This is a genomic window from Nostoc sp. LEGE 12454 (genome assembly GCF_056620565.1).
This window is the reverse complement of the sequence record NZ_JBWQXL010000065.1, coordinates 1-10,724: the sequence shown is the minus strand read 5'-3', so window position 1 is coordinate 10,724 and position 10,724 is coordinate 1. Positions and strand designations below refer to the sequence as shown.

Genomic DNA, 10,724 nt, shown 5'->3' with positions numbered 1-10,724 from the left:
TTGAACTCATCATCAGCTTGATTTATCAAGGAAGGCAGGAGGCAGAGGGCAGGAGGCAGGAGGAAAACTGCCTTCTATTTCCTGTTATAGACCAAAGGGAACAGGGGTTTAAGACCCTACCAAATTTTCAATTTGGGGCTGCTTATTTAAGGAGGGTCTGAATCCCCTTCTTAATAAAACCTCCTGCCTTCTGCGTCCTGCCTCCTGCCTACTTCAATAACGAGCTTTCGGCAATTTTATAAAAGAATAACCTACAACCCTTGTAAAATAGAGCTTTTAGTAAAAACGTTGGCGAATTCAACTGGAGTTCAGAGCCACTTTTTGACTAGATTTTGCTTCTCGTTCTTAAATCAGCATGATTTTGTTAATGAAAACCATAATTTTGTGAATGAAAATATGATTTTTTTGATGAAAACCATAATTTTGTGCATGAAAATATGATTTTTTTGATGAAAACCATAACTTTGTTGATGAAAATCATGATTTTGTTAATGAAAACCATGATTTTGTTAATGATAGCCTTTGCATTCAGAGTGACGACCTCTGAAGTATTGACCAAGCCCCATTGGGGCGGGTGTCGAGTGTCGGGCAAGAAATAGGGGGTAGGGTGTTGAGTGTAGGGTGTAGGGAATTAAGAAAATGTTGAACTCCTTGGCGCACTCGCATTCCATTGTCTTAAACACCACCCTACACCCAACTTCAGGTCGGAGTTACAAGCTTCATTCAATGCCGTCTTTTTCCCTACACCCTACACCCTACCCCCTACACCCAACTTCAGGTTGGAGTTCCAAACTTCGTCCAGTCTTTTCCCTACACCCGACCCCCTATCGCCTACACCCAACTTCATGACAGTCAATAATCTACAGCCCCATTGAGTATAAAATTATCTTGTCATGTAGCTTGTCAGGCAAAATATGCTTGATCAGCGCTCCAATTTTGGCATCCTGTCCAACAAGATAGCGCGTCTTAGGTTGCTTTGCAGTCAGCGCATGGACAACAACTTGAGCGACAATATCCGCAGAAATTCCCTTAGATGCGAGAATCTGCATTTTCTTGCGGACAATATTCATCGCTTGACCGTAGAGATTTTGTGCCGATTGTGGTAAATCATACTGTGCTATTTCAGATTGACTAAGAGACTTTTCCCAGATTGGGGTAGCAATAGAACCAGGTTCAACAATTGAAACTGAGATTCCCCAAGGTCGTAACTCCATCCGCATTACATCAGTGAGTGCTTCCAAAGCAAATTTAGAAGCATTATAAGCGCCCAAAAACGGTGTTGGACTCCTACCAGCAATGGAACCCATATTGATAATTCGACCCCGACTTTGGCGTAAAAGACCAAGAAATGCTTGTGTCACAGCTAATTGTCCGGTGACATTAACCTGCATCTGGTGTTGAAATTCAGCGATCGCTAATAATTCTAACGGGCCAGGAACAGCAATTCCGGCATTATTCACTAAACCTAAAATCCCCGCACCACCAACTGCATTTGTTACCGTATCAACCGCAGCTGCGATCGATTCAGCGTCAGTAACATCTAAAAAAATTGGAATCAGCCTTGGCGATCCTTTCTGTTTAAGTGTCTGAGCATCAATATCTTGACGCACTCCAGCAAAAACAGAGAAGCCCAACTGGTCTAAAAGCAAAGCAGTGGCTTGACCAATTCCTGTTGAGGCTCCTGTAACCACTACTGTACGTTGATATTCTACAACCATTAATTTTCTTTGATGATGGGGCTGCCTTCAGGAGGCAGGAGGCAGGAGGCAGAAGGCAGGAGGCAGAATTAACCCATGCTTAAAAGCCTGGAACTTAGGTTGTGGAAGCTTTGTATCGCACTTCGTGCCGCGACGCTAACGCACTGTCTCAATACAAGTCTTCTTTTTAAACTGGGTAATGACCCATAACTAAAGTTTTGATTCATACTTCTTTCCTCCTGCCTCCTGCCCTCTGCCTTCTACCTTCTCTTATCAATCTTTGCAAGTACCAGCACGAAGGCAATCTTCGGTTTGGTCATCTCTAGCCGATATTTGCCACGGCAAGATGCGTAACTGAGCATTTGTACTGTAAGCAATTAGAGCAGCTATTGTGGGATACTGGTTTTTAACTATTGTCACGTCACTACTAGAAGTATTGCCTAGCCCAACATTGTAAAAATAAACAGGCAATGCCATGAGGGCAATGCAAATTATCCGGTTCATACCCAACCTCAGCGAACAATTTCCGATTACCATCTGTATAGATGCCACCTTAACGAACCGGATTTTTAAAACTGAGTATTAAGTGTTGATGTTGTGGCAATTTACTCAGCGCTACTAGTGGCCTGTCAAGTCGAAATTGATGGGTAAGCCAGTTCGTAGTCAGGACTTTAGTCCTTCATTATCTAAACACTGAAGTGCTTACTACAAACTTGTCAAAACCAATAGGACAGACTACTAACCGCAGAGACATGATTTCTAAATTATCGGTTCCACCCTTTTTTATTTTAGGTTAGGCATTGCCTACAAGATGTCTTCCTACTAACTTATGCAGATGCAAGCCCAAAAAACAGGACAAAAAACCCACAGCACCCAAAAACATATCTTATCTAACTGCATTCCCCAGATAAAATAATGAAGAATGCTGAGTCACCGAAATGCTCGATGACCGACAAACACTCATGATACAAGCCCATAAATAAATTTAGGGTATTGTTAATTTTGAATTTTGAATTTTGAATTTTGAATTCGGAGCGAAGCGACGTGACGCCTTCACAAGACGTAGATACTGTAAACGTTCCTAACCTCGACCCAGAAGGATATGGCAACTCAGACACCGATCCTCTTGATGAGTTGCCTGGTGAAGTCGAAATGTCCCTTTTCGACCATCTAGAAGAGTTGCGGCAACGGATTTTCTATTCATTGATTGCCGTAGCAGTGGGCATTATTGGTTGTTTCTTTGCCGTTAAGCCGATTGTCCAGTTACTTGAAGTTCCAGCACAAGGAGTAAAATTTCTCCAACTTGCACCTGGAGAATATTTCTTTGTCTCCCTGAAAGTTGCCGCCTACACTGGCATCGTACTTACTAGTCCTTTCATTCTTTACCAGATTATCCAGTTTGTGCTTCCAGGACTGACTCGCCGCGAACGCCGTTTACTGGGGCCTGTGGTTTTGGGTTCGAGTGTGCTGTTTGGAGCAGGTTTAGTATTTGCCTATTTACTGCTTATCCCCGCAGCCTTGAAATTTTTCATCAGCTACGGAGCAGATGTAGTTGAACAACTTTGGTCAATTGATAAATATTTTGAATTTGTGCTGCTACTGTTATTCAGCACTGGTTTAGCATTTCAAATTCCCATTATTCAACTGTTGCTCGGTAATTTGAATATTGTCTCGTCAGAACGGATGGTTTCTGGTTGGCGTTACGTGATTATGGGAGCAGTGGTTTTAGGAGCCGTCCTGACGCCTTCTACTGACCCCTTGACTCAAAGTCTTTTAGCGGGAGCAGTTTTAGCGCTTTATTTCGGCGGTGTGGGACTGGTGAAGCTTACAGGTAAATAACATTTGGAATAGCTTATAGGTGACAGTAAATAAGTTCTAAGGAGGGCTACGAAGACGGACATCTGATGAAAAGGATATTTATAGGTTATTTATTAGGGTTGACATTATTAACCGCTTGTAGCAAAGAACCCACAGATAGGCTTACACAAGAACTAAAAACTGTAAAGTCATGGACAGCTACAAGCAAAATGGTTGCTGATGCTTGGGTACGAGGTGCTGTACCAAAGGTCTATGCGAAACAAACACTGAAGAAAGCACAGCAAGAGTTCCAAACAGAAACCGAGAACATAGCCCAGATAGAATCATCTACAGCTATTCCCCAGCCTTACAAGTTAGTACTTTTAGGTCATATTAAACGGTTAGCAAAAATCACAGAGCAAATGTCAACCGCAGTTGAACAAGAAAATTATTCTGTAGTGGCACAAAGACTTGAGGATTTATCGCTAGAAGGACGAAAACTAGACTCGCAAATACCACAGCAGAACAAACCATGAAGAAAGTTTTTGAAATCGCGCTGGGGATTGTGACTAGTATAGGTGGCTTTTTGGATGTGGGTGCGATCGCTACAGCAGCAGAGGCTGGATCTATTTTCGGCTTTCAACTAATCTGGGCGATTATTCTGGGTACAATTTGTGTGATTTTTTTGGTAGAAATGTCTGGGCGATTAGCAGCAGTTAGCAAGCATACATTAGCTGCTGCGGTGCGCGAACGTTTTGGGTTTAATTTTTATATTATTCCACTGATTGCAGAAGTCATAGTTGATTTTCTAGTTTTAGCAGCTGAAATCGGTGGTGTTTGCATTGCCTTACAACTGCTAACGGGTATTAGTTTTCAGTGGTATGCTTTACCCGTTGCCTTTGCAATTTGGTTGCTAATTTGGTACGGCAACTTTGGCATTATTGAAAATGGTATTTCCGTATTAGGGTTGGTGACACTAGTTTTTGTTGTCGCTACTTTTAAGCTGCATCCATCTCTAACACAACTTGGCAGTGGTTTGTTGCCAACTCTGCCACAACAAGATACTGCTCATTATTTATATCTTGGAGTTGGGATTTTGGGGGCTTTGATTAGCCCCTATTTATTTTACTTTTACTCATCTGGGGCAGTAGAAGATAAATGGGATGAAGGGTATATCGGTGTAAATCGCGCAGTCGCCGGTTTAGGGATGAGCTTTGGTAGTGTCGTATCGCTAGGGGTGCTGATTGTGTCAGCACTGGTACTCAAACCCAAAGGCGTTGAGGTAGATAGCTACGAACAGGCGGCGTTGATGTTGACAGAAACTTTTGGTTACTGGGGCTTTGTACTATTTGCAGCATCCTTGGGTATTGCTTGCTTTGGCGCAGCACTGGAGGTGACTCTCGATACAGCCTATATTGTTGCTCAGTCCTTTGGTTGGAATTGGGGCGAAAATCTGAAACCAAAAGATGCCGCACGCTTTAGTTTGGTCTACACTGTGTTTGTCTTTCTCGCTTCTTTATTAATGGTATTTGGAATCGACCCATTGCAATTGACTTTGTTTTCAATGGCGATTACAGCAGTAATTTTGCCGCCTGTGATTGTGCCATTTTTGGTATTGATGAATGATGAATTATATGTCGGCAAGTATCGCAACGGTTGGATAAGTAATAGTGTTGTGATCTTTACAATTGTGCTGACGTTCGTGTTAGCGATCGTTGCTATTCCCCTAGAAATTCTTGGAGGGTGATCGCTGGTGTGCGTGACCGTTAATAATCAACTGGAAGTGATAGAAAATGAACATTATTAGAGATGTACTTGATAACCAATTAGTTGACAGCGATCGCCGCCATCTGGGCAAAGTCGATGGTATTGTCATAGAGTTACGCGACGGAGAACCGCCACGACTCACTTATATCGAAACTGGTATGACAATTCTTGCACGACGTATTCACCCACGTTTAGAAAGGTGGGTAGCAGCAATTGAAAGTAGCTGGGGTGCTAAACAAAGTGAACCCTTTAGAATTCCGTGGTCAAAAGTGCGAAATGTTGGTATTGATGTCGAAGTCGAGATTGAAGCTGACAAAACTCCAGCATTAGCTTATGAAAAATGGCTTCGGGAACACATTATTAGCCGAATTCCAGGGGCAGAACATGGCAACTCGTGAAATTCATCTAGAATTGCTACTGGGTAAACAAGTATTGGATTCAACTGGTAAACCCGCCGGACGCATTGAAGAAGTACGTGCCCAACAGCAAGGTGAAGAATGGGTTATTCAGGAATATCTGATTGGAACCACTGCTGTGTTAGAAAGATTATCGGCTTGGGCAATTGGATTGAGAATCTTACATTTCCTTGGGGCGCACAAGATCAACAATGGCTATACAATATCTTGGGAGCAGCTAGATTTGACTGACCCTGAAAAGCCTCGTTTGCTCTGTACCTTAGATGATTTAAAAGCATTAGAGACTTCCAAATAATTAGGACTTACGCACACTCTACGAATTCTCGGCGCTCTTGGCGTCTTGGCGGTTCGATAAATTAAGCTTTTTAGCAATTTTTGCGTAAGTCCTAATAATAAAAATCCAACGTATTGACTACTCTGGCTATCGAGCAGTTGAACGAGATCGTGAGGGCTATGGGATTTGCGATCGCTTCTCTGAGTTGTATTTAAGGCTCAAGCCGATTCTTTTCAAACAATCTCTAAATTAGTTTCTATTAAATAGAGTTAACCATCTTTACTTAAGTCAAATAGACTTTTTCCATTAGCAAGAGGTAACACATAAGCAATCTCACCTAACTCGGCTTTCTCTGTGCCAAAAAATGTACCTCGATGCTCAGGAGTGATTAGCAATTGAGTTGTTTTTGGAGTTGATACGGAACTAATGGATATCTCGACATAACCCCGCAACTCAAAATTTGCCTCTTCTCGAAGTTTTTTATTAGTAGCATCCGGTTGCAGAATAAATAAGCCTGTATCATTAGCATTGATAGGAAATGTAAAGCGTGATTTCTGTATACCTCCTGCGCCTTCAAAAACACTGCTTACAGGCCCATCTACACCAGTGGTATCCAAAACGGTGAGGATTTTTTTAGGATCTAGTCCAGGCGTTCTAGTTGTAACTACAAGAGAGAGAAATACGAGTTCATTAGTGACATTGGCAATCGTCAGGAAATAGCCTTGGAGAACTTTTCTTGCTAGTGGGCTAAGTTCAGGTTCTTTATCTGTAAGCTTTTTTGGAAGTTGAGGCTTAAGAAGAATTTCAAATGTGGAGATAAAAGCCATTTATTTTTCCTTGAAAACGTGTATTTTTTCTTACCTTGCCAACAGGTAAAAGGATTATACAGGACGTTATGGTATTTTTGAATAAAAAATACTGTAATTACTCAGAAATTGATTAAAGTTAATGAAATAATCGGTCACAATATCCATTCCGAAGAGCGTTCGCCCAAATCTAGAGGGATGCTAACAGCTTTGCCGAGCCGGGGGCGATCGCGTGTTTGGGCAATAAAAGTTTGTACCTGTGTTGAACCACCCAAGGCATGAAGATAATTGGCAATGGTATCGAGATGTTCTTGGTACTCCGCCTCACTCAAGGGAAAAGAAGCTTGCTCCAGATATTTCCACATTACTTGCAAAAATATCTTTCCCTGTGCCCGTCGAAACTGGACATCATAAGAATATCCCCACTTATCAAGCAATATCTGACGTAATTCCTGTCCTGTCATAGCTTTTCTCAATCAGATTTTACATTTAGTTATGATGTTAAGTTCCGTGACTCCAGTATGATAAGGATATAAAGAAATGTAATGCTAACAGAAAAGATGCTTTTTATATCTTGGAACAAAGAATTATGGCATCGTTGTGAGCGCTAGCATTTCGACTTAGACAAGAGTTGCTCAAGTACTAGTACTTTTGTCAAAATGCTTAACAAAATACACAAAGAGCGCGTAGATTATGGCTCAATTTTCTGAATCAGCAGACGTGCCCGATATGGGGCGTCGTCAGTTCATGAATCTGCTCACTTTTGGGACTGTCACTGGAGTAGCTCTGGGTGCATTGTATCCCGTTGTCAAGTACTTTATTCCACCAGCAGCAGGTGGCGCAGGTGGCGGTGTAACGGCAAAAGATGAGCTAGGTAACGATGTTAGCGTCACTAAATTTCTCGAAAACCGGAATGCAGGCGATCGCAACCTAGTCCAAGGACTAAAAGGAGATCCTACCTATATTGTGGTAGACAGCAAAGAGGCGATCAAAGATTATGGCATTAACGCCATCTGCACCCACTTAGGTTGTGTCGTCCCCTGGAACGTTGCTGAGAACAAATTCAAGTGTCCTTGTCATGGTTCCCAGTATGACGAAACTGGTAAAGTTGTTCGAGGCCCAGCACCTCTGTCTCTGGCTTTAGCCCATACCAGCGTCAACGACGACAAGATCGTTTTAACCCCTTGGACTGAAACCGACTTCCGCACAGGTGATGCACCTTGGTGGGGTTAATAATTTTGTCATTAGTCCTTAGTCATTTGTCCTTCGTTCAGGGCTTAATGACTAATGACTAATGACCAATGACTAATGACTAATTCAATTGTCGCCCTTATAGAGATGAGAAATGTTTTCCTAACAGCGAGGTTAACTCGCAGTGCTAGAGCGATTGTAAAAACATTGCTCATAGCGATCGCTACTGTGACATTTTACTTCACCAGCGATCTAGCCCTTCCCCAATCAGCTGCCGCCTATCCCTTTTGGGCACAGCAAACCTATCCCGAAACCCCCCGCGAACCAACAGGGCGAATTGTTTGTGCCAACTGTCACCTAGCCGCCAAGGTTACAGAAGTGGAAGTTCCCCAATCGGTGCTACCTGACACTGTATTCAAAGCTGTGGTGAAAATCCCCTACGATCTGTCCGCCCAGCAAGTTGGTGCCGATGGTTCTAAGGTTGGCTTGAATGTCGGTGCAGTACTGATGCTACCCGAAGGCTTTAAGATTGCCCCTGAAGACCGTCTTTCCGAAGAACTTAAAGAAGAAGTTGGCGACACATTCTACCAACCCTACAGCGAAGACAAAGATAACGTCGTCATCGTCGGCCCTTTACCTGGCGAACAGTATCAGGAAATCGTCTTCCCAGTTCTTTCTCCCAACCCCGCAACCGACAAAAACATCCACTTCGGTAAATATTCAGTTCACGTAGGTGGTAATCGGGGACGCGGACAAGTTTATCCCACAGGCGAAAAGAGCAATAACGCTGTTTACAACGCTTCCGCTACTGGCACAATTACCAAGATTGCCAAAGAGGAAGATGGAGACGGTAACGTTAAATATCTAGTCAACATCCAACCTGAATCGGGTAATGTTGTCGTTGATACGATTCCTTTAGGCCCAGACCTACTTGTTTCCGAAGGTCAAGCAGTTAAGACTGGTGATGCTTTGACCAGCAACCCGAACGTTGGTGGATTCGGTCAAATAGATGCAGAAATCGTACTGCAAGACGCATCTAGAGTCAAATGGATGATTGCATTCATCGCTCTTGTAATGTTAGCCCAAGTTATGCTTGTGCTGAAGAAGAAGCAGGTTGAAAAAGTTCAAGCTGCTGAGATGAATTTCTAAATTCTTTGCTAAATCATTACTTGTAGGACAGGCATCTTGCCTGTCTTTTTTTATGTTAGTTACACGAAGCCTGGAAATTTGGGACTTATACCAATTGCTGTACCTCTACCAACGTATTTGTATCATTATTAAAATGAAACAGTATTAACTGCTTGTAAACTTTATGAACTCAATTATGGTTATTCACCCCTATAAGTTCGGCGAGATGTGGGTGTTTGACGATGACAATGTAAGTCTAGTTCGAGAGCCTTTCGTAGCAGGGACGGATGAAATTATTGAAAGAATGGTGGCACACATTCCAGATGCTGAGTCAGGGTTCAGTTTAGTATTTTCTGCATCTCCCTTTCCTGGCTATCAACTCAAGTTCGACTGGCGGCGTGAAGAATATGGAGGTAACTGGTATTACAGTGCAGATTTAGAGCGGGAAGGATGGCTTTGTCCTGCTCTATTTAAGTATTTCGCTCTGGCTCCTAAAGAATTTTACGCTCAGTTCAAAGCGAAAATAAACCGATAATCTTGATGAAGATGAGGGCATTACGATCAGACTTTTTCTTGAATTTTTGATAATCATGCTATGCATAAGGGAAATCCAAAAAATAAATTATTCCAATTTCTGGACTAAACACGACTAGTTTCTCCCCCCTACTCCTTGCCCCCTGCCCTAAATACGTACCCCTTTGGGGAAGCAAGCTACGCGTAGCGTCCCGCAGGGATGGGATATTTTTTTAGTTGGAAGTCCTTAACCCTTCTAAGCTAATTCCTTATACTCAAGAAATGAGCGATAAAATGGATGATTTGCTAACTGATGTAATTATAGATTAATAGCTTTTTTTTAAATTAATTAGATTAGTTAATTTACCAAATGCTAAATGATTAGTAGCTGTATTTAAAGTTAGAAATATGGGGACAGATATACATCTTTATGCAGAGACTCATAAAAATGGAAAGTGGGAACCGATTCCCGAACCTGTAAAAAAAGAATGGTCTAAAGGAAAAACTGTACCTGTAGAATCTACTGAAATTGGACGACCCTATGGATTATTTGCGGCACTTGCTGGCGTTTGTCAAGATAATCTACGCCGGACAATGTACGCTGTCTTAGAGCCGATTTCAGAACCACGAGGTTTTCCTGAAGATATGAATGATTTCTACAAGAAGTTTTTTTCAGAAAACCAAATTGGTTATTGCTTTGGACATTCTTGGTTATTGCTTCAAGAGATTATAGATTATGATTGGGACAATCAGTATGTAACCCAATGGGCATACGTAAAACATCAGTATGCACACTTATTTCAGGATAATGCTTCGTTTCCGGCTGAGTTTCCAGAAGGAGAACCGCTATATTTTGTACTGCCGAACTGGAAACAAGAACCTGAAACAACTGAAGTATCTTGGGTGACAAGTTATAAAGAATATGTAGGTTGTTCTGAACAGTTTATTGAAGAACTTCTCGAATTAGGTTCTCCTCATGAGATTAGAATAATTTTCTGGTTTGATGCATAATACCATTTCTGTATGAAGCTGCGCTAAATTATTCACAAGGGTGTATTTGGTACAAGTGTGATGGGTCTCAAATTGCAAGTTGAGATTAAACAGAGCCGAGAAGAATTGGAAAAAGCTGTTAAAT

Annotated in this window: 13 protein-coding genes; 9 read left to right on the top strand and 4 right to left on the bottom strand. The window is 42.0% G+C overall.

Annotated features, from left to right (window positions below; genetic code table 11):
* Positions 1 to 860 precede the first annotated feature (860 nt).
* The gene (locus AC1F2U_RS32305; protein ID WP_480264855.1) at positions 861 to 1,718 is read right to left on the bottom strand and encodes an SDR family NAD(P)-dependent oxidoreductase; all 858 of its coding nucleotides are present in this window, start codon (positions 1,716 to 1,718) and stop codon (positions 861 to 863) included.
* A gap of 252 nt (positions 1,719 to 1,970) precedes the next feature.
* Positions 1,971 to 2,201, bottom strand: coding sequence for a hypothetical protein (locus AC1F2U_RS32300; protein ID WP_335000794.1), 231 nt, complete (start codon positions 2,199 to 2,201; stop codon positions 1,971 to 1,973).
* Positions 2,202 to 2,741: 540 nt separating this feature from the next.
* Between AC1F2U_RS32300 and tatC the strand changes: the two genes are divergently transcribed.
* From tatC to AC1F2U_RS32275, 5 genes are all read left to right on the top strand, one after another.
* On the top strand, positions 2,742 to 3,536 hold the full coding sequence (gene tatC / locus AC1F2U_RS32295; RefSeq protein ID WP_322705997.1) for a twin-arginine translocase subunit TatC: 795 nt from the start codon (positions 2,742 to 2,744) through the stop codon (positions 3,534 to 3,536).
* 65 nt (positions 3,537 to 3,601) lie between these two features.
* Complete coding sequence (locus AC1F2U_RS32290) at positions 3,602 to 4,030, top strand: hypothetical protein (protein WP_480264854.1); 429 nt, start codon at positions 3,602 to 3,604, stop codon at positions 4,028 to 4,030.
* The gene (locus AC1F2U_RS32285) at positions 4,027 to 5,241 is read left to right on the top strand and encodes an Nramp family divalent metal transporter (RefSeq protein WP_334898756.1); all 1,215 of its coding nucleotides are present in this window, start codon (positions 4,027 to 4,029) and stop codon (positions 5,239 to 5,241) included. Before AC1F2U_RS32290 ends, AC1F2U_RS32285 begins: the two co-directional genes overlap by 4 nt.
* 46 nt (positions 5,242 to 5,287) lie before the next feature.
* Positions 5,288 to 5,659: a hypothetical protein gene (locus AC1F2U_RS32280; protein WP_480264853.1), complete on the top strand. Its 372-nt coding sequence runs from the start codon at positions 5,288 to 5,290 to the stop codon at positions 5,657 to 5,659.
* The gene (locus AC1F2U_RS32275; protein ID WP_480264852.1) at positions 5,646 to 5,972 is read left to right on the top strand and encodes a hypothetical protein; all 327 of its coding nucleotides are present in this window, start codon (positions 5,646 to 5,648) and stop codon (positions 5,970 to 5,972) included. The genes AC1F2U_RS32280 and AC1F2U_RS32275 overlap by 14 nt, the downstream gene beginning before the upstream one ends.
* A 248-nt stretch (positions 5,973 to 6,220) precedes the next feature.
* Here AC1F2U_RS32275 and AC1F2U_RS32270 read toward each other — a convergent pair whose 3' ends face one another.
* Together AC1F2U_RS32270 and AC1F2U_RS32265 are read right to left on the bottom strand one after the other, a co-directional pair.
* Entirely contained in the window at positions 6,221 to 6,778 is a 558-nt protein-coding gene (locus AC1F2U_RS32270) for a hypothetical protein (RefSeq protein WP_480264851.1), read from the bottom strand.
* A gap of 134 nt (positions 6,779 to 6,912) precedes the next feature.
* Positions 6,913 to 7,221, bottom strand: coding sequence for a DUF3067 family protein (locus tag AC1F2U_RS32265; RefSeq protein ID WP_480264850.1), 309 nt, complete (start codon positions 7,219 to 7,221; stop codon positions 6,913 to 6,915).
* 229 nt (positions 7,222 to 7,450) lie between these two features.
* Here AC1F2U_RS32265 and petC point away from each other — a divergent pair, with 229 nt between their 5' ends.
* The 4 genes from petC (at position 7,451) to AC1F2U_RS32245 (ending at position 10,600) form a co-directional block, all read left to right on the top strand.
* On the top strand, positions 7,451 to 7,990 hold the full coding sequence (petC, locus tag AC1F2U_RS32260; protein WP_292816980.1) for a cytochrome b6-f complex iron-sulfur subunit: 540 nt from the start codon (positions 7,451 to 7,453) through the stop codon (positions 7,988 to 7,990).
* A 105-nt stretch (positions 7,991 to 8,095) separates the two neighbouring features.
* The gene (petA, locus tag AC1F2U_RS32255; protein WP_480264865.1) at positions 8,096 to 9,097 is read left to right on the top strand and encodes a cytochrome f; all 1,002 of its coding nucleotides are present in this window, start codon (positions 8,096 to 8,098) and stop codon (positions 9,095 to 9,097) included.
* Positions 9,098 to 9,260: 163 nt separating this feature from the next.
* On the top strand, positions 9,261 to 9,611 hold the full coding sequence (locus AC1F2U_RS32250; protein ID WP_480264849.1) for a DUF6717 family protein: 351 nt from the start codon (positions 9,261 to 9,263) through the stop codon (positions 9,609 to 9,611).
* Positions 9,612 to 9,997: 386 nt separating this feature from the next.
* Positions 9,998 to 10,600 carry a hypothetical protein gene (locus tag AC1F2U_RS32245; protein ID WP_480264848.1) on the top strand — a complete coding sequence of 201 codons (603 nt, stop codon included), beginning with the start codon at positions 9,998 to 10,000 and terminating at the stop codon, positions 10,598 to 10,600.
* The last annotated feature ends 124 nt before the right edge of the window (positions 10,601 to 10,724 follow it).

Excerpts from the sequence above, each read along its gene's own strand:
- AC1F2U_RS32280 (WP_480264853.1), top strand. The coding sequence starts at position 5,288 with ATGAACATTATTAGAGATGTACTTGATAACCAATTAGTTGACAGCGAT.
- AC1F2U_RS32275 (WP_480264852.1), top strand. The coding sequence starts at position 5,646 with ATGGCAACTCGTGAAATTCATCTAGAATTGCTACTGGGTAAACAAGTA.
- AC1F2U_RS32300 (WP_335000794.1), bottom strand. The coding sequence starts at position 2,201 with ATGAACCGGATAATTTGCATTGCCCTCATGGCATTGCCTGTTTATTTT.
- petC (WP_292816980.1), top strand. The coding sequence starts at position 7,451 with ATGGCTCAATTTTCTGAATCAGCAGACGTGCCCGATATGGGGCGTCGT.
- AC1F2U_RS32270 (WP_480264851.1), bottom strand. The coding sequence starts at position 6,778 with ATGGCTTTTATCTCCACATTTGAAATTCTTCTTAAGCCTCAACTTCCA.
- petA (WP_480264865.1), top strand. The coding sequence starts at position 8,096 with ATGAGAAATGTTTTCCTAACAGCGAGGTTAACTCGCAGTGCTAGAGCG.
- AC1F2U_RS32265 (WP_480264850.1), bottom strand. The coding sequence starts at position 7,221 with ATGACAGGACAGGAATTACGTCAGATATTGCTTGATAAGTGGGGATAT.
- AC1F2U_RS32290 (WP_480264854.1), top strand. The coding sequence starts at position 3,602 with ATGAAAAGGATATTTATAGGTTATTTATTAGGGTTGACATTATTAACC.
- AC1F2U_RS32285 (WP_334898756.1), top strand. The coding sequence starts at position 4,027 with ATGAAGAAAGTTTTTGAAATCGCGCTGGGGATTGTGACTAGTATAGGT.
- AC1F2U_RS32245 (WP_480264848.1), top strand. The coding sequence starts at position 9,998 with ATGGGGACAGATATACATCTTTATGCAGAGACTCATAAAAATGGAAAG.
- AC1F2U_RS32250 (WP_480264849.1), top strand. The coding sequence starts at position 9,261 with ATGAACTCAATTATGGTTATTCACCCCTATAAGTTCGGCGAGATGTGG.
- AC1F2U_RS32305 (WP_480264855.1), bottom strand. The coding sequence starts at position 1,718 with ATGGTTGTAGAATATCAACGTACAGTAGTGGTTACAGGAGCCTCAACA.